This window comes from Xenorhabdus sp. NBAII XenSa04, assembly GCF_963866145.1.
GTDB lineage: Bacteria > Pseudomonadota > Gammaproteobacteria > Enterobacterales > Enterobacteriaceae > Xenorhabdus > Xenorhabdus indica.
The window spans coordinates 15,329-32,562 of record NZ_CAWMEB010000011.1 but is presented as its reverse complement, the minus strand read 5'-3'; the positions used below and the strand labels follow the sequence as shown (position 1 = coordinate 32,562).

The window sequence follows — 17,234 nt, the reverse complement described above, 5'->3', positions numbered from 1 at the left end:
GTAATATATTACAGAAGATTGTTGCAGATAAGGCACTATATCTCATCACTCGCAAGGAAAAACAGCCACTGGAAAGTTTCATTGATTCCGTTGTACCAAGCCACCGTCCGTTTTATCAGGCACTGACTCATAACCAGACGGTTTTTATTCTGGAATGCAAAAAGGCGTCTCCTTCAAAAGGCGTGCTACGAACAGATTTCGATCCAGTACATATTGCCAAAAATTACCAACCCTACGCAGCAGCGATTTCTGTACTGACTGACGAAAAGTATTTCCAGGGCAGTTATGATTTTCTCCGCGTAGTCAGTGCGGCTGTACATCAACCCATTCTGTGTAAGGATTTCATTATTGACCCTTATCAGGTTTACCTTGCCCGCTATTATCAGGCCGATGCTATTTTGTTGATGCTTTCTGTTCTTGATGATGAAACCTACCGTCAACTATCCGATCTGGCACATGGCCTTGATATGGGGGTATTAACAGAAATCAGCAACGAAGAGGAACGCCGTCGGGCAATAGCACTGGGTGCAAAAGTGATTGGTATTAATAATCGGGATCTGCGTGATTTGTCTATAGATTTAGATCGTACCCGCAGTCTGGCCATCGATTTGCCAGAAAATACCATTGTTATTAGTGAATCCGGCATTTACCGCCACCAGCAAGTACGAGAATTAAGCCAATTTGCCTGTGGATTCCTGATTGGTAGTGCTTTGATGGCTCAATCTGATTTGGATCTCGCTCTACGGCGACTGATTCTGGGTGACAATAAAGTCTGCGGTTTAACCCGCTCACATGATGCTAACGCAGCATTACAGGCTGGTGCCGTTTATGGTGGTTTAATTTTTGCTGAAAAATCACCACGTAAAGTCAGCCTTCAACAAGCACAACAAATCATTAATGAAGTCCCTTTGTTATATGTTGGTGTATTTCAGAATCAGTCAATTGAATTCGTCAATCATACTGCCCGCAATCTTTCACTCACAGCCGTTCAATTGCATGGTCATGAGGATCAAACCTACATTAATGCGCTCCGTTCTGTCCTGCCAGAACATTGTGAGATGTGGAAAGCGATTGATATGTCACAGGCAAAAACGCTTTTCGATATATCTTATTCCAATATTGATCATCTATTATTGGATAATGGCTCTGGAGGTACAGGCACAGCCTTTGATTGGCAATTAATCGACAAAAATTTTCAGCATAACAGTATATTGGCAGGTGGTTTAAATGCTGAGAACTGTAGACAAGCCGCAGCTCTGGGTTGTTACGGACTGGATTTTAATTCCGGTGTTGAAATCAGGCCAGGGATCAAAAGCAGCCAGAAAATAAAACAAGTATTCCAACAATTACGCTGTTATTAATCATATTTTCAAAAAACTAGCATTCAAAAGACGAATATTCAGATAGTTAAATTTTAACCAAAAAGTGAGAAATAAAAATAATGGCTAAGTTAAATCCATATTTTGGTGATTTTGGAGGGCAATTTGTTCCCCAGATCCTAATCCCTGCCCTTGATCAATTAGAAGAAGCTTTTATCGAAGCAAAGAATGATCCTGAATTTCAACAAGCATTTCATAGTTTATTGAAAAACTATGCAGGCCGTCCTACTGCTTTAACACGATGCCAAAATTTAACCAAAGGCACAAAAACCCGTTTATATCTGAAGCGAGAAGATTTACTCCACGGAGGGGCACACAAAACCAATCAGGTTTTAGGACAAGCATTACTGGCAAAACGGATGGGGAAAAAAGAAATTATTGCTGAAACGGGTGCTGGTCAGCATGGTGTAGCGACTGCTCTGGCCTGCGCGCTTTTAGGTTTGAAATGCCGCATCTACATGGGAGCAAAAGACATTGAACGTCAATCTCCCAATGTATTCCGTATGCGCCTTATGGGCGCTGAAGTCATTCCTGTTCACAGCGGCTCCGCAACACTAAAAGATGCCTGTAACGAAGCGATGCGTGATTGGTCTGGCAGCTATGATAAAGCACATTATTTGCTCGGAACCGCTGCCGGCCCACACCCTTACCCCACAATGGTACGTGAATTTCAGCGCATGATTGGTGAAGAAGCCAAGAGCCAGATTTTGGAAAAAGAAGGACGCTTGCCTGATGCTGTTATTGCCTGTATTGGTGGTGGTTCAAATGCTATTGGATTATTTGCAGAATTCATTCCAGAAACCCACGTTCGTCTGATTGGTGTTGAACCCGCCGGGCATGGTATTGAAACCGGGGAGCATGGTGCACCATTAAAACACGGTAAGTTAGGAATTTACTTTGGCATGAAATCGCCAATCATGCAGACAGAAGATGGGCAAATAGAAGAGTCATATTCCATCTCTGCCGGATTGGATTTTCCTTCCGTTGGCCCTCAACATGCCTATCTTAACAGCACTGGACGGGCGGATTATGTTTCCATCACTGATAATGAAGCACTGGATGCATTTAAGGCACTATCACTTAATGAAGGGATTATTCCGGCCTTAGAATCTTCACATGCACTTGCCTACGCCTTGAAAATGATCCATCAGGAACCGAATAAAGAACAATTATTGATTGTCAACTTATCCGGTCGTGGCGACAAAGATATCTTTACCGTTCACACTATTTTGAAATCAAGAGGAGAAATCTGATGGAACGTTACGAATTGTTATTTAAAAAATTAGAAAAACAAAATCAAGGCGCTTTCGTTCCCTTTGTCACTCTGGGCGATCCTAATCCTGAATTATCTTTAGATATTATCGACGCTCTCATTTCTGGTGGAGCCGATGCCTTAGAAATTGGCATTCCATTTTCCGACCCTCTTGCAGATGGCCCGACGATTCAGGATGCTAATTTGCGTGCATTATCTGCCAAGGTCACACCGACATTATGTTTTGAGTTATTGGCACAAATTCGGACAAAACACCCTGATATTCCAATCGGTCTGCTGATGTACGCAAATCTAATATTTCATAATGGAATAGATGAATTTTATAACCGCTGTAAAAAAGCAGGGGTTGATTCGGTTCTGGTTGCTGATGTGCCATTATCTGAATCACGCCCTTTTTATTCAGCAGCCATAAAATATGACATTGCGCCAATTTTCATTTGTCCACCCAATGCAGATGATAATTTATTGCGTGAAATTGCCTCATTCGGGCGCGGTTACACTTATCTGCTATCAAGAGCCGGTATTACAGGAACTCAAATTCGGATGGAACAACCATTGACACATTTGGTTAATAAACTAAAAGAATACCATGCAGCACCTGCCCTACAAGGTTTCGGAATTTCTGAACCAGAGCAAGTTATATCTGTCATCAATAGTGGAGCTGCCGGTGCTATTTCAGGTTCTGCTGTGGTGAATATCATTGAGAATAATTTACATCAACCTCACATTATGCTGGAAAAACTCACGATATTCGTCCGCTCCATGAAATCAGCAACCCAGAAATAATCTCTCTTTTCCCCCATAGCGCAGTTAAGGAGATTTACTATGAAAAAGTTGAAGACCATTTCCGCATTTTTTATTGCGGCCATTATAACCGTTACGATATCTGCATGTGCTCCAACAGCAACAACAGAAAGCACTGGAAACTACATTGATGATACAGTCATCACTACCAAAATAAAAACTGCACTGTTTGAGACTAATAATTTGATATCCAATGACATTAGTGTAGAAACCTATAAAGGGCGTGTTCAATTAAGTGGATTTGCACGTTCTCCCGAAGAAGTCAAACAAGCAATTCAAATTGCAAGAGGGATTAAGGGAGTGAAAACCGTTATTAACTCTATAAAACTCCGGTGAATAAATTTGAAAAATATCGTAAAAATGGGGCACAGCATATGCTTGCCCCATTGGTTCTCTCTTATACCCTTTATTTTTCAAGTTGCAGATAACAAAGTTGCACCTTAAAATCTATTGGGTTATCAAACACACAGGTTAATTACACTCGCATCATCAAATAATCAGAATTTATAACCGACACCAAACATAAATACCCAAGGGTCAAGACGGGTTTTATATTTATAATCCTTATTTCCTGCTTTAAACTTCACATCAGTTTCAATATTCATCCACCAGAGTGACGTATTCAACATCCAGTTTTTATCCAGTTGATAATCTAAACCTACTTGACCTGCAATCCCCCAGGAATCTTTCAGATCCAGGCTATTTAAATTCGCCGCTTTAACAGTTGCATTATTATTAAATTTTTCATCAAAGAATGTTGTATAGTTTACACCTATACCAATATAAGGACGTAAATCATTTTCTTTATCACCAAAATAGTATTGTGCCATTAATGTTGGTGGTAAATGTTTAACCGTCGCGATCTCACCGACTTTTGGCAAATTAACATTATGTTGAAATGGCGTAGCAGCCAATAATTCAACACCAATGTTATCAGTGACCATATAACCAAAAGTTAAACCTAACTGTGTGTTATTATTTACGTCAAACGAACCTAAACCTAAAACATTATCAGAGCCAGCATTTGGTCTTACCGTTGCTGTGCCTGCACGGAATAGGAAATCACCGGCTTCATGGGCAAAAGTCAATGATGGAGCCAGAGTTGCAGCAGCCAAGACAAGCGCAGAAATCTTTTTCATTATCAATCCCATTTATGTGGTTTTAGTATTTAAAAATTTATTATTTCACCTATGGGATATTTTTAATTGATCCAAATCAAAGTTACCTGAATATATATTTATGATGAAGGAAATTTTATATTTCCCTATCAATTTTTGATTACAACCTATAATTAAGAATATTAGTATTATATTGACAACTAATATATATCAATTAGATCCTGTTCAGTTAACACAGAATTAACACGATTATCGAAAGAACAAAAATTAACCAAAAAACGTTTCTGGTAACAAATATTGTGCAATAGTGACTAACCTTTACTTTTAGGTATCCAATAATCTGCCGAACAAGGTACAATCGGGTATCATCATTGTTTCATTTGATAGGAGCCATTTTCATGCCCATCACGGCAAATACCCTGTATCGTGACAGCCTCAATTTCTTTAAGCATCAGCTGTTGAATATTGTCATACTCTCTGTTTTGGCCGCGTTGGTGACAACATTGCTGGAGCATGTTCTCATGCCTGATGGTGAGCAACTCAAATTACTGGTTGAGATACAAGATGCTTTCAAAGAATCAGGCAATGCGGGTATTAAAAACTTCGTAGAGCAATTGACCTCGGAAGAGCAGTTAATGTTCTTGCATACAGCATTCGGGATCCTATTTTCCAACATATTTGGTGATACTTTACTCACTGTCAGTGTATTGATACTTATCAGTGCTATTTCAAATGGGCATCAAACCAATGCATTACAGGTCAGCAAACTATTTATTATTCAATTACCTAAGATGTTATTGCTGATGTTTATCTGTACTCTATTAGTTCAGATAGGTTATACGTTGATGTTCATCCCAGGGGTTCTGTTTTCAATCACATTTGCATTTGCCCCGATTTTTCTGCTTGATAAAGGTAAAGGGGTGTTTGCTTCTATGCAAGAAAGCTGGAGATTAGCGTTCAATAATTTTCGCCTGTTAGTTCCTGCTGTATTACTATGGCTTGCAATAAAACTGATTTTAGTACTGGGTTTGTCTAAGCTGCCTGATATCGCACTATCATCACTGAATAACCTGCTTTCTTCTGTGCTGCTGATTTATCTATTCCGCTTGTATATGCTGACCAAACCACAAAATCAGTGAATTACAAATTAGTTACATATAAGAAATCCATTGCCTCGCCCTACTCAGCGAGGCTCTTTCTCTTCAACTTGTTTCTCACTCTGAATCAAACGAATAGCAAAATAGAGATCAGGGACAACAATTAAATCCTCATCACTACGCTTGAGTTTGTTTTGTTTGATCCAGTTCTTCAATTCAGTTCTGCGGCCAGCAAGGATTAACGTTATCCTTTTTCGTTTTAGCACCGTAATGAGTTCATCCAACGCAGCAAACACACTGACATCATCATAGGTAAAACTGACCGTTGCATCCACAACTAACCATGCAGGGCGTTTTGGGGTGCTATTTACATGCTGTAAAATCCGTCTTTTAAAATACCCGACATTAAAGTAAGTCAAAGGTGAATTAAAACGATACATCATCACGCTATCTACTGCTTCAATATCATTACCTTGATTGATTGAACGGATCATGCCTTGCTCATTCACACCCAACAACTGATCAGAAGGACGAAAAATAATACGTAAAAATTGTAATAAACCCAGTAATACCGCAAAACCAATACCATCAATCACACCGACTAATAAAACTGCAACCAATGTGAAAATGGATAATATAAAAGCTTGACGATTACGTTTCCGATATGCCCAGATATTTTTTAATCCAAGTAATGACCACGTAGAAAAGATCAGGACAATGCCTAATGATGATAATGGGATATATGACAGAAATTTAGTCATAAAAAATAATACTAATAATATGGCTATTGCAGAGATAACCGACACCATCTGCGTTTTTCCACCAAGAGCATCATTGACCGCGGTACGGCTGCTGGCGGCGCTGACTGCAAAACCCTGTGATAACGACGACGCAATATTGGCGATGCCCAATGCCCGTAATTCTAAATCTGCATCCACCTGATAACCATTTTTACTGGCAAAACTACGTGCTGTCATCATGAAACTGACAAAACTGATCACCGCAAGGTTGATGGAAGGAACAACCAAATCACGTATGCTGCCGAATTCGAATTCAGGCATTGGGACAATCGGCAAACCGTCCTCCATATGGCCAACAATCTGAATACCATATTGATTCAATTCAAATTGCCAACTCACATAAGTAGAAATGATCATCGCCAGCAACGGTGCTGGCCAACCTGGCCGCAGAAAACGTACACTCAGCAGAACTAATAACGTCATTGCGGACATCCCGACAGTCGGCCAATGAGATGCCAGCAATTTATGCGGTAATGCAACCAATCGTTCAATCAATTCTGGTGGTAAACCGGAAAGCCCAAATACTTTGGCGATCTGATCCGCCATAATAGTAATCGCAACCCCATTAATAAAACCTTTTAAAATGGGTCTAGAGATAAAATCAGCAAATGCTCCCAGACGAAAATGACTAGCCAGTATGCACCAAAATCCCGTCATCAATGTCATCACGATGGCGAGCTGCCAGCGAACATCTTCATTCCCTAACGCCAGCGGCGTTACCGCAGCCGCAATAACAGCACATGTCGCAGCATCCGGCCCGACTATCAACTGACGAGATGTTCCAAACAAGGCATAAGCAATCATGGGTAAAATACAAGCATACAGGCCAATGATAGCGCTTATCCCCATTAATTCAGCATAAGCAATCGCAACAGGCAGAGCGACAGCAGCAACAGACAAACCGGCTCGCATATCATGGCCGAAATACTCTTTACGATAGTGACAAAGACTCTCCAATCCCGGCATCCAGCGATATAACTGTTTCCACAATGTGCTTTTCCACAACATTTTTTTCCACAACATAGCATTACAGTCCTTTCGTGAAATGAAACACAGTATAATGCGGTGTTAAATCAAAACTCACAATCCTCATCACTCCGCTCCCTGCCTTTTTCTTTAAACCATTTCATTGAGATCTGATACACTCTGGCATAAATTCAGAAACGTGCCATCATCGGTATTAAAGTGAGCCCAATTTATGAAACAACTTTTAGACTTTTTGCCATTAGTCGTTTTTTTTGTTGTCTACAAAATGTATGACATTTTCTATGCTTCAGGAGCGTTGATAGCAGCGACAGGCCTGGCCGTTGTCATCACCTATTTGATGTATCGCAAAGTTGAAAAATCCTCCTTAATTACATTTGTCATGGTTGCCATCTTTGGTACATTAACATTGGCTTTTCACAGCGATTTGTTCATTAAATGGAAGGTAACGGCTGTTTACGCTATTTTTGCCTTAGTTTTGCTTATTAGCCAATGGGTTATGAAAAAGCCACTGATCCAACGGATGTTGGGTAAAGAATTGAAACTACCTGATACTATCTGGAACAAGCTGAACATGGCTTGGGCAATCTTCTTTATCGCCTGCGCGTTAGCAAATATTTATGTTGCTTTCTGGCTACCTCAAAATATTTGGGTAAACTTTAAAGTGTTCGGGTTAACAGCATTAACACTGGTCTTTACCGTGTTGAGTGTGATATATATCTACCGTCATCTGCCTCGCGAACAAGAATAATAATAACTTTCATATGGATACCTGCTGAATTACTGGCAGGTATTGTTGTAATCACCAAATAAAGCAAGTTTTCTAATGACACAACAACAATGCTTACCAAACGGAGAATTGGTTCTCCGTACACTGGCCATGCCTGCTGACACTAACGCCAATGGAGATATCTTCGGTGGCTGGCTGATGTCTCAAATGGATATTGGCGGCGCAATTCTGGCAAAAGAGATTGCTCTGGGACGCGTAGTTACTGTTAGCGTAAATGGGATCAGTTTCCTAAAACCAGTTGCGGTAGGTGACGTCGTTTGCTGTTATGCCCGTTGTCTGAAAACGGGAAATTCATCCATCACCATTCATATTGAAGTATGGGTGAAGAAAGTGGCCTCTGAACCAGTTGGGCAACGTTACCGGGCAACAGAAGCTGTTTTCACATACGTAGCCGTTAATGAAAATAATACGTCCCGTCCTTTACCGGAAGGGAAAAGAAACTTCAAACTGGAAAGCAGTGATTCAGAGTAACGATTCATTAGAAATGTAACTCACAAATTAAAGGAGCACATTGAATGAGCTCCTTTTTTATGACTCATTTTTATTACTGATAAGTAATGATAAATTAAAAAATATAAAGTTTAATGCTTATAATGCCTTTGTTGTTATGTTATTGGCAGAGGTATTATCTCGTATTTAAATAACTCAATTAAAGGTTTCTACTTGACCATCTCGATATATCGCAGACAGACGATAAACCTGCTTATCACTGCACTCAACCGTTAGATATGTATATTTTTTTAAAGGAGAGAAACTTTCTGCGGAAGGTGATGAGGAACCGGGTTCTTTTAATAACAAACACATTCCCTGATGATTCCATTCCATCATCCTATGTTTCCATCTATTATTATAGTCTTCTGCTAAGCAAACAATATCTGCCCATGGATCGCAAACCCATGAGCCCACCGGCAATTCGTGATATATAGTCCCAATCTTTGGCCTGCGAACTAGCGAGTCAGGATGATCCAGCAGTAAAAATACATGATCGTATACACCCAATGTGTAAATCTGCTGAATGTAAATAGGACAAGTTAACTTAGGGTATTCATAATTCCAATTTGCGCTATATAACTCCCAGATATCTTTTGCACGTTCTCTAGTTAAATAAATGTATGTCGCTAAACAAAGTTCAGGGCAGTTCCCAACCAGACTATTATGTTCATTACTTAATAAATACTGATGTTTTTGACCAATATCTTTTAAATTATAGAGTTCAAGACGGATTTTCTTATGTCTATCCATCCTGCTGACAATCGCACTTCTTTGATATATTGATTGTTCAGATTCTGGCAATACACTGAGATCAGGATAAAATTTATTCGTCGTTCTGTTACCAAAGAATCTTTTGGCATACTTAATTGCATCATGTAAAATATCTTCAATCATAAATTAATCTGCTTTATTAAAATAGAAAATAGCTCAGTTAACTTGCAGCAATATTCCAATTTGACTTAGATATCCCTTATGATTATTGCATCTTAAAATTTTTTTAAGATTACCATGAAAAAGTGTTTATCCCTCTTCCCTTGAATTCAGTAAAACAAAGTTAAATATAAAAATCCAGAATTTTATATGAGAGCAGGAGATGTTTTACATCTCCTGCTATTAATGTGGAATATTACGGATAAGAAATCATGATAGTGAAACGCCTGACAACCTAAATTCAATAGTCGTCACATATCCCGTTGCTGGTTTCTTTTCATACCGCCATTTTCTCATGGCTTTTTTCACCTCACGTTCGAAAACATTTTTAGGATTTGCAGAAATAATTTCGATGTTTTTAACCCGGCCATTTTCATCAATATCATATTTTACCCGCACAGAGCCTTCTGTACCCAACTGCTGCGCTCTGGATGGATAAACAGGATCCATCCTGCTCAACGCCTTCGGCCCATTTTGTGCTTTAGAGGCATCTCTGATAGCAGAATCAGTTGGTTTCTGGTCATTCAAGTTTTTTGCTAACAGAGGTTCCTGATCCGTAATCGGTTTCACAGGTTCTTCTGACGTTTTTTCTGGCTTTATCTCTTTTGGCTTAGACTCTTTTTTAACAATTTTCTTCTCTTCTGGTTTCTTTTCAGGCTTAGGTTTAGGTAGCGCTATTTTTGCAATAGGTTCCGGCTCTGGTGCCGGAGGCTCAGGCTCTGGTTCAGAAATGGATTCAGGCATCACTGGCTCTTCAACAGAAGACTCTTCCGCCGCCAACTGGATCATGGCTACAGACATCGGAGGAGCTTCCGGCGGTTCTCCAGACTTAATGGAGCCAAAAAGCGCCGCAGCAATGGAAATATGTAAACAAACAGAGAGTAGTACTGGCCAATGTATCCAACGCATAAGAAAATTCTTGATTAGCAGCATGATAGTCAATTTTAGGATAGTTATTAGTTTAAATGCAAATGACTATCATATTCAATAAAGATCCAAAAACATCTGCATCATGCCACATACACATATCATATTTGAAACAGCTACAGCTCTGCATTTTGTATGAACAAAATTGACCTGCGATGTTTATAATTATCTATCTTACGCAATGTATAGATGCGTGAATTTCGGCGTGACTGAACTTCTAACCAACGACGGCGGCGGCGGATATTTTGACGAAGGAGACGCCATCTTCCTACTTCATTCCTGCTTTTTTTCATAAAATACCCTGATTGTTTAAACTTTCTCTCAGTATAAGTGAGTAACCGTATTATTCTTAAATGTCATAATCAAGAATGTCAACTAATCACAGGATTGTCTCAATATTCATATTGAATATGTTTCATCATAATTTAATAAAACAAATAAATAACATCTGATTGAGCCGAATCCAATCATATAATATATAAGACTGTATTTGATTGTATATTGACAATATTTTGGTTATTTTCTGCCAATTTGGCTGTATGCCCTTGATAGTTTTTCTAAATTTCCAGACACTTGCACTAACAACAGTATTAAAATACCTAAACAGGATTGATTGCCACCTATGACAACCATTTATTCTGTACTGAGCTGGCTGGCGTTTTTCTTATACTGGCTGATTATTGCTGGTATCACCATTCGAGTCCTGATGAAACGTCGGCCAGTGACATCAGCGATGACTTGGGTGCTTATCATTTACATTCTTCCTTTAGTCGGAGTTGTTGCTTATCTGTCATTTGGCGAACTGCATCTGGGGAAACGCAGAGTTGAACAAGCAAAACAGATGCGCTCGTCTGTGGCTAATTGGCTCTCTGAGCTAAGGAAATCGAAGCATATTTTTGCCAATGAAAATAGTGAAGTGGCTGCGCCACTGTTCCGGTTATGTGAACGCCGCCAAAAGATAAGAGGAGTCAGAGGCAACCAAATGCAACTCATGACTTCTTATGAAGAGTCTCTGAAATCCATTATCAATGACATAGAAAACGCCGGTCAAAGTATCGAAATGGTGTTTTATATATGGCAGGCTGGCGGGTTGGTTGATCAGGTTACTGACGCTTTAATGCGTGCAGCTAAGCGTGGTGTCAAATGCCGTATAATGGTGGATTCAGCAGGAAGCTGGCAATTTTGCCGAAGCCCCTACTCTGACATGATGCGTAAAAGCGGCATTGAATTTGTAGAGTCACTAAAAGTGAATATTTTTCGTCTTTTTTTACGTCGCATGGATTTGCGGCAACATAGAAAAATTATTCTTATCGATAACTATATTTCATATACCGGAAGTATGAATATGGTCGATCCCCGGTTTTTCAAACAGGATGCAGGAATTGGTCAATGGATCGATATCATGGTAAGAATGGAAGGCCCTGTCACCGCAACGTTGGGAATTATCTATGCTTTCGACTGGGAAATGGAAACGGGTCAACGCCATCTGCCACCGCCACCTGACAGTAATATCATGCCTTTTGAACAGGCATCCGGGCATACCGCTCAGGTCATTGCTTCCGGCCCCGGTTTTCCCGATGAATTGATTCAGCAATCTCTGATGACGGCTATTTTTGCTGCCAGAGAACAACTCATCCTTACTACACCCTACTTTGTGCCCAGTGACGATTTAATGCACGCAATCTGTACTGCCGCTATGCGCGGGGTTGATGTCAGCATTATCATACCAAGCCAGAACAATTCATTCCTTGTGCGTTGGGCAAGCCGGGCATTTTTTACAGAATTGTTGGAAGCAGGCGTGAAAATTTATCAATTCGAGGATGGGCTATTACATACCAAAAGCGTTTTAGTGGATGGGCAACTCAGTATGGTTGGTTCTGTCAATTTGGATATGCGCAGCTTGTGGCTGAACTTTGAAATCACAGTGATTATTGATGATGGGCTGTTTGGCAATGATTTGATGCTTGTCCAGCAGGATTATATTACCCGTTCTACATTACTTGATAGTGAGGAATGGCTAAAACGCCCCGTCCGTCACCGCATTCTTGAACGTCTTTGTTATTTTTTTAGTCCACTTTTGTGAGTTGCAGCGCAAAAAGCGCTGCTGAATACGGATAAATGAGTATTTATCATAGCCCCATCAATACTGATGGGGCTATGATTTTAGGTTAACAGTATCCAATCACTGCTGTTCATGTTTTAATTTCTCTCAGTTATTTATTAAGTTCAGGCAATACCACTATGAAAAATCGACCAACACATCCACATTCTCTGCAATTAGACCTCAATAACCGAATAACCGAAGATGAAGCGCTGGAAAAAGCCTACGACCTATTTCTGGAACAAGCAGCCGCTAATCTCGATCCTGCGGATAGTTTACTGTTTAGTTTACAATTTGAAGAACGTGGTGGTGCAGAGTTATCAGAACCTTCAAAAGTATGGCTCGAACATGTGGATTTTGAATTAGATCCTGATTTCTTTTCGGAGGTGATTATTGGGCTGGCAGAATGTGACGACGCAGAAATTGATGATATATTTGCGCGTGTACTGATTTGCCGGGAAAAAGCGCATCCAAATTGGTGGATATTGTGGAAGAAGTAGGATTAGTAAGTAAAACGGCGAGGAAATCTCACTTTATCACGCTAAACTTTATCAGTTGTCAGATAAATTTTATTAATTCCCCGTTTATTATTCTATGTCATCTTACTATCAAAACATGCACCTCATTAAATCCATAAATTAACTAACAGACTGAATTTACTCAAGATGCATTCTCCAGTATTGATGAACCCATTTTATTGATGTTCACTGGCGGAGAAGTATCCCCCGCCTCATATTGTCAGGAAAATTTTCGTCCGACTTCCCGGCTTAATTAGCAATCAATATTGTTAATTCATGAGGAATAAAACATGAGAAATAAATATATCGAGTCTAATCCAGCAACCTTAACAGAGGATGATGTTGTCATTGTACCAACGCGGAAATATGTCAAAGATACAATCAAAGAAGCGATTGAAGAGCATGCCAAAAGCCGGGATCATCCCTATGCAACATTAGAAAACAGCGGTTTTATTATTCTAAGCAACGATGTCGATAGCGATAGTGAAATAACTGCGGCAACATCTAAAGCAGTGAAGGCCGCATTTGATCTGGCAAATACTGCCAATCAAAGCGCCAATAACGCAAATGATAGTGCTAACACTCGGTTGTCTAAGGACCAGAATGGGGCTGATATTCCTAATAAAGGAGAGTTTTTGAAAAATCTTGGTCTTAGCAATATTGATGGTTATGTTGGACGATTAATCAATGTGCAAAAATTCACAACCAGCGGTAACCACCATTATCATGCAACACCTGGCACTAAAAAAATACTCATTACTGTGATTGGCGCAGGAGGAGGTGGTGGTGCTGACAACGGACCCGAACACGTTTCGGTTGGTTCTGGAGGATTTGGTGTAGCGGGACAGGAGGGACAACCGGGAGGTCGAGGTGGTGATGGGATAGTGATTATCGAAGAGTATGCTTAATCAATAATGTGTGTAACTTTCCATCTGTCCTATCTCATATCTCTGTACACAGGCACCCAAGTTATCCCTTTTCATCCATAAAGAAGCCCTCGCAATGAGGGCCTTGAATAAATATTAGTGACAGCATCATATAATCGATTCACTTATCACAATGCCTATTTTCTTGCTATAACGGATCAACCTTAAGACAAGAAACCGCATGTTTAAAGCTACCTTCCAGTAATGGGCGCGTTCTGGCACATTCTGCATCAGCCATCGGGCAACGGGTGCGGAATACACATCCAGATGGAGGGTTAATCGGTGACGGGAGTTCCCCTTCCAATAATTCAATCTGTTTGTTACGTTCTTTATCTGGATCAGGGATAGGTACTGCTGACATTAACGCGCGGGTATATGGATGCAGAGGATTGTGATAAACCTCGTCGTAAGTCCCCAGTTCCACTGCGTTCCCCAAATACATGACCAATACTCGATCTGAGATATGTTTTACTATTGAGAGATCATGAGCGATAAAGATCAAGGAAAGACCCATATCCCGTTGTATTTCCTGCAATAAGTTTACAACCTGCGCCTGAATGGAGACATCTAACGCGGAAACGGGTTCATCACAGATGATCAGTTTAGGCTCCAGAATCAGGGCACGGGCAATGCCGATACGCTGACACTGACCACCTGAAAATTCGTGGGGATAGCGGTTAATCAGGTTAGGCAATAAACCTACCTTCATCATCATCTTTTTAACCTTTTCTTTTACCTCCGCATCTTTCATTTTGGGGTAATAAGTTTTTAATGGTTCGGCGATAATGTCACCAATCGTCATACGTGGGTTAAGGGATGCCAGCGGATCCTGAAAAATCATCTGGATGTCATTACGAATATCCCGCCACTGCTTTTCATTGATATCAAAAAGGTTTTGGCCAAGCCAGGTAACCGAACCACCAGAAGCTTTGACTAAGCCAATAACCGCTCTGGCAAGGGTTGATTTACCGCAGCCTGATTCACCGACAACGCCTAATGTTTCTCCTTCGTACAGTCTCAAGGTAACGCCGTCTACAGCTTTCAATGTTTTCGCAGGTTGCCAAAACCACTGCTTGCCATCTTTGATATCAAAATAAACTTTTAGATCATCAACTTCCAGGAGGACTTTTTTTTCAGTGATTGTGTTTGTACCAACTGTATTCATACTAATTCCTCCTGACGTCTGAAGCAGGCACGTAAGCGCCCAAGGTCAAACTGTTCCAATGGTGGTTCTTCGCTCACACAATGTTCAGTAGCAAACTGACAACGTGGCTGGAATGGACAGCCTTTTGGCAAACGCAGTAAGTTTGGAGGATTACCCTGAATTGTTGCCAGAGATTCTTCATCATCATCCAATCGGGGAACAGCGTTAAGCAATCCAATCGAATATGGATGTGTCGGACGATAGAATACATCACGCGCAGTACCATATTCCATGGTTCTGCCCGCATACATAACCAACACTTTGTCACAAATACCAGCAACGACGCCCAAGTCATGGGTGATTATAATGATGGCGGTGTTAAGTTCTTTTTTCAGTTCGTTAAGTAAAGTCATAATCTGCGCCTGCACAGTGACGTCTAGCGCAGTAGTAGGTTCATCCGCAATCAGTAACTTAGGCTGACACAATAACGCCATTGCTATCATGACGCGCTGACGCATTCCACCAGAAAATTCATGCGGGAACATTTTCATTCGCTTACGCGCTTCTGGCATTTTAACAGCATCCAACATTCGGATGGATTCTTCAATGGCTGCACTCTTGCTCATACTTTTATGCAGCATTAGTACTTCGGTCAGTTGATCACCGACCCGCATATAAGGATTGAGAGATGTCATAGGATCCTGGAAAATCATCGAAATTTCTTCCGCTCTCATTTTATTCAACTCTTTTTCTTGCAGGTTAAGAATTTCGCGACCGTTAAAAACCGCTGATCCACTGACAGCACCATTACTGGCCAGCAATCCCATTAAGGCAAATGCTGTCTGAGATTTACCTGAACCTGATTCACCCACAATGCCCAGAGTTTCTCCTGCCTGCAAATCAAAATTCAGTTTATTCACTGCTGTTACGTTGCCATCAGGCGTACTGAATACCACGTTTAAATCATTCACCGTTAATAGTGGTTCAGCGCTTTTAGCATGTTTTATCGTTCCTACGCTATTCATAGGCTCTCCTTAACGGTCTTTCGGGTCGAGGGCATCTCGCAGGCCGTCACCAATAAAGTTAAAACAAAACAGGGTCATTACCAGAAAGCCCGCAGGAAATAAGAGTAACCACGGAGCCACTTCCATTGAGTTAGCACCATCACTTAATAAGGCTCCCCAACTACTCAGGGGTTCTTGCGTTCCCAATCCAAGGAAACTCAGGAAAGATTCAAACAGGATCATACTTGGCACCAGCAATGAAGCATAAACGACCACCACACCCAGTACGTTTGGCACAATATGGCGTAAAACGATGTGACGGGTAGATACACCACAGACTAATGCAGCTTCAATGAATTCCTTACGCTTAAGGCTCAATGTCTGCCCCCTGACGATACGTGCCATGTCCAACCATGACACCATACCTATCGCAACAAAAATCAGCAGGATATTTTGCCCAAAGAAAGTCACTAACAGGATGACGAAGAACATAAATGGGAAGGAGTTGAGAATTTCCAGTAAACGCATCATGACCATATCGACTTTGCCACCAAGATAACCTGACATTGCGCCATATAATGTGCCGAATATCACAGCAATCAAAGCAGCCGCGATACCGACCATTAATGAAATGCGTCCGCCGATGGCGACACGAACTAATAGATCACGACCGGATGAATCTGTACCAAAATAATGATGTGATTCGAAATCAGGTGGCATGGTCATCATGTTCCAGTCAGTATCGTCGTAGGCATACTGAGATAGCATGGGTGCCAGAATGACAAACAAAGTAATTAAAAATAGGATACATAAACTTGTTATTGCTGCTTTATTGTGCATAAAACGGCGGCGTGCATCCTGCCACAAACTGCGGCCTTCAATTTCCAGTTGCTCAGAGAAATTTTCCAGAGCTTCGCTATTTTTCTTATTTAGTAACATTGCGTGCT

Annotated in this window: 18 protein-coding genes; 10 read left to right on the top strand and 8 right to left on the bottom strand. The window is 40.7% G+C overall.

Annotation, left to right across the window (positions count from 1 at the left end; all coding sequences use genetic code 11):
* Positions 1 to 5 precede the first annotated feature (5 nt).
* The 4 genes from trpCF (at position 6) to AAC147_RS01030 (ending at position 3,792) form a co-directional block, all read left to right on the top strand.
* On the top strand, positions 6 to 1,361 hold the full coding sequence (trpCF, locus tag AAC147_RS01045) for a bifunctional indole-3-glycerol-phosphate synthase TrpC/phosphoribosylanthranilate isomerase TrpF (RefSeq protein ID WP_047684754.1): 1,356 nt from the start codon (positions 6 to 8) through the stop codon (positions 1,359 to 1,361).
* A gap of 77 nt (positions 1,362 to 1,438) precedes the next feature.
* Entirely contained in the window at positions 1,439 to 2,632 is a 1,194-nt protein-coding gene (gene trpB, locus AAC147_RS01040; RefSeq protein ID WP_197056407.1) for a tryptophan synthase subunit beta, read from the top strand.
* Entirely contained in the window at positions 2,632 to 3,438 is an 807-nt protein-coding gene (gene trpA, locus AAC147_RS01035; RefSeq protein ID WP_047684739.1) for a tryptophan synthase subunit alpha, read from the top strand. Before trpB ends, trpA begins: the two co-directional genes overlap by 1 nt.
* 39 nt (positions 3,439 to 3,477) lie before the next feature.
* The gene (locus AAC147_RS01030; RefSeq protein WP_047684737.1) at positions 3,478 to 3,792 is read left to right on the top strand and encodes a BON domain-containing protein; all 315 of its coding nucleotides are present in this window, start codon (positions 3,478 to 3,480) and stop codon (positions 3,790 to 3,792) included.
* Positions 3,793 to 3,953: 161 nt separating this feature from the next.
* On the opposite strand, the gene ompW is transcribed toward AAC147_RS01030, so the two are convergent.
* Positions 3,954 to 4,595, bottom strand: coding sequence for an outer membrane protein OmpW (gene ompW / locus AAC147_RS01025; RefSeq protein ID WP_047684734.1), 642 nt, complete (start codon positions 4,593 to 4,595; stop codon positions 3,954 to 3,956).
* Positions 4,596 to 4,972: 377 nt separating this feature from the next.
* Here ompW and AAC147_RS01020 point away from each other — a divergent pair, with 377 nt between their 5' ends.
* The gene (locus AAC147_RS01020; RefSeq protein ID WP_047684731.1) at positions 4,973 to 5,713 is read left to right on the top strand and encodes a YciC family protein; all 741 of its coding nucleotides are present in this window, start codon (positions 4,973 to 4,975) and stop codon (positions 5,711 to 5,713) included.
* A gap of 44 nt (positions 5,714 to 5,757) precedes the next feature.
* Here the strand turns inward: AAC147_RS01020 and AAC147_RS01015 are convergent, their stop codons facing one another.
* A complete protein-coding gene (locus tag AAC147_RS01015) occupies positions 5,758 to 7,494 on the bottom strand; it encodes a SulP family inorganic anion transporter (RefSeq protein WP_231571547.1) in 1,737 nt (578 codons plus the stop codon).
* A 175-nt stretch (positions 7,495 to 7,669) separates the two neighbouring features.
* On the opposite strand from AAC147_RS01015, the gene AAC147_RS01010 reads away from it, so the two are divergent.
* Entirely contained in the window at positions 7,670 to 8,206 is a 537-nt protein-coding gene (locus AAC147_RS01010; protein WP_047684728.1) for a septation protein A, read from the top strand.
* Between the two features lie 75 nt (positions 8,207 to 8,281).
* Positions 8,282 to 8,716, top strand: coding sequence for an acyl-CoA thioester hydrolase YciA (gene yciA, locus AAC147_RS01005; protein WP_038270132.1), 435 nt, complete (start codon positions 8,282 to 8,284; stop codon positions 8,714 to 8,716).
* Between the two features lie 174 nt (positions 8,717 to 8,890).
* On the opposite strand, the gene AAC147_RS01000 is transcribed toward yciA, so the two are convergent.
* The 3 genes from AAC147_RS01000 to AAC147_RS00990 all read right to left on the bottom strand — a co-directional run bounded on the left by AAC147_RS01000 (position 8,891) and on the right by AAC147_RS00990 (position 10,887).
* A complete protein-coding gene (locus tag AAC147_RS01000) occupies positions 8,891 to 9,631 on the bottom strand; it encodes a hypothetical protein (protein ID WP_047684725.1) in 741 nt (246 codons plus the stop codon).
* A 246-nt stretch (positions 9,632 to 9,877) separates the two neighbouring features.
* Complete coding sequence (gene tonB / locus AAC147_RS00995; RefSeq protein ID WP_047684722.1) at positions 9,878 to 10,600, bottom strand: TonB system transport protein TonB; 723 nt, start codon at positions 10,598 to 10,600, stop codon at positions 9,878 to 9,880.
* 110 nt (positions 10,601 to 10,710) lie between these two features.
* Entirely contained in the window at positions 10,711 to 10,887 is a 177-nt protein-coding gene (locus AAC147_RS00990) for a YciY family protein (protein ID WP_156115410.1), read from the bottom strand.
* A 329-nt stretch (positions 10,888 to 11,216) separates the two neighbouring features.
* On the opposite strand from AAC147_RS00990, the gene cls reads away from it, so the two are divergent.
* The 3 genes from cls to AAC147_RS00975 all read left to right on the top strand — a co-directional run bounded on the left by cls (position 11,217) and on the right by AAC147_RS00975 (position 14,121).
* Positions 11,217 to 12,677: a cardiolipin synthase gene (gene cls, locus AAC147_RS00985; RefSeq protein WP_047684719.1), complete on the top strand. Its 1,461-nt coding sequence runs from the start codon at positions 11,217 to 11,219 to the stop codon at positions 12,675 to 12,677.
* A 158-nt stretch (positions 12,678 to 12,835) separates the two neighbouring features.
* Entirely contained in the window at positions 12,836 to 13,195 is a 360-nt protein-coding gene (locus tag AAC147_RS00980) for an HI1450 family dsDNA-mimic protein (protein ID WP_156115409.1), read from the top strand.
* A 308-nt stretch (positions 13,196 to 13,503) separates the two neighbouring features.
* On the top strand, positions 13,504 to 14,121 hold the full coding sequence (locus AAC147_RS00975) for a tail fiber protein (RefSeq protein ID WP_052189707.1): 618 nt from the start codon (positions 13,504 to 13,506) through the stop codon (positions 14,119 to 14,121).
* Between the two features lie 166 nt (positions 14,122 to 14,287).
* Here AAC147_RS00975 and oppF read toward each other — a convergent pair whose 3' ends face one another.
* The 3 genes from oppF to oppC are packed head-to-tail and all read right to left on the bottom strand — an operon-like array spanning position 14,288 to position 17,226.
* On the bottom strand, positions 14,288 to 15,304 hold the full coding sequence (oppF, locus tag AAC147_RS00970; protein ID WP_047684716.1) for a murein tripeptide/oligopeptide ABC transporter ATP binding protein OppF: 1,017 nt from the start codon (positions 15,302 to 15,304) through the stop codon (positions 14,288 to 14,290).
* Entirely contained in the window at positions 15,301 to 16,308 is a 1,008-nt protein-coding gene (locus AAC147_RS00965; RefSeq protein ID WP_047684714.1) for an ABC transporter ATP-binding protein, read from the bottom strand. The genes oppF and AAC147_RS00965 overlap by 4 nt, the downstream gene beginning before the upstream one ends.
* A 9-nt stretch (positions 16,309 to 16,317) precedes the next feature.
* Complete coding sequence (gene oppC, locus AAC147_RS00960) at positions 16,318 to 17,226, bottom strand: oligopeptide ABC transporter permease OppC (protein WP_047684711.1); 909 nt, start codon at positions 17,224 to 17,226, stop codon at positions 16,318 to 16,320.
* Positions 17,227 to 17,234: the final 8 nt, after the last annotated feature.

Excerpts from the sequence above, each read along its gene's own strand:
- tonB (WP_047684722.1), bottom strand. The coding sequence starts at position 10,600 with ATGCTGCTAATCAAGAATTTTCTTATGCGTTGGATACATTGGCCAGTA.
- trpA (WP_047684739.1), top strand. The coding sequence starts at position 2,632 with ATGGAACGTTACGAATTGTTATTTAAAAAATTAGAAAAACAAAATCAA.
- AAC147_RS00990 (WP_156115410.1), bottom strand. The coding sequence starts at position 10,887 with ATGAAAAAAAGCAGGAATGAAGTAGGAAGATGGCGTCTCCTTCGTCAA.
- AAC147_RS00980 (WP_156115409.1), top strand. The coding sequence starts at position 12,836 with ATGAAAAATCGACCAACACATCCACATTCTCTGCAATTAGACCTCAAT.
- AAC147_RS01010 (WP_047684728.1), top strand. The coding sequence starts at position 7,670 with ATGAAACAACTTTTAGACTTTTTGCCATTAGTCGTTTTTTTTGTTGTC.
- cls (WP_047684719.1), top strand. The coding sequence starts at position 11,217 with ATGACAACCATTTATTCTGTACTGAGCTGGCTGGCGTTTTTCTTATAC.
- AAC147_RS00975 (WP_052189707.1), top strand. The coding sequence starts at position 13,504 with ATGAGAAATAAATATATCGAGTCTAATCCAGCAACCTTAACAGAGGAT.
- AAC147_RS00965 (WP_047684714.1), bottom strand. The coding sequence starts at position 16,308 with ATGAATAGCGTAGGAACGATAAAACATGCTAAAAGCGCTGAACCACTA.
- AAC147_RS01000 (WP_047684725.1), bottom strand. The coding sequence starts at position 9,631 with ATGATTGAAGATATTTTACATGATGCAATTAAGTATGCCAAAAGATTC.
- AAC147_RS01030 (WP_047684737.1), top strand. The coding sequence starts at position 3,478 with ATGAAAAAGTTGAAGACCATTTCCGCATTTTTTATTGCGGCCATTATA.
- oppF (WP_047684716.1), bottom strand. The coding sequence starts at position 15,304 with ATGAATACAGTTGGTACAAACACAATCACTGAAAAAAAAGTCCTCCTG.
- oppC (WP_047684711.1), bottom strand. The coding sequence starts at position 17,226 with ATGTTACTAAATAAGAAAAATAGCGAAGCTCTGGAAAATTTCTCTGAG.
- AAC147_RS01015 (WP_231571547.1), bottom strand. The coding sequence starts at position 7,494 with ATGTTGTGGAAAAAAATGTTGTGGAAAAGCACATTGTGGAAACAGTTA.
- ompW (WP_047684734.1), bottom strand. The coding sequence starts at position 4,595 with ATGAAAAAGATTTCTGCGCTTGTCTTGGCTGCTGCAACTCTGGCTCCA.
- yciA (WP_038270132.1), top strand. The coding sequence starts at position 8,282 with ATGACACAACAACAATGCTTACCAAACGGAGAATTGGTTCTCCGTACA.
- AAC147_RS01020 (WP_047684731.1), top strand. The coding sequence starts at position 4,973 with ATGCCCATCACGGCAAATACCCTGTATCGTGACAGCCTCAATTTCTTT.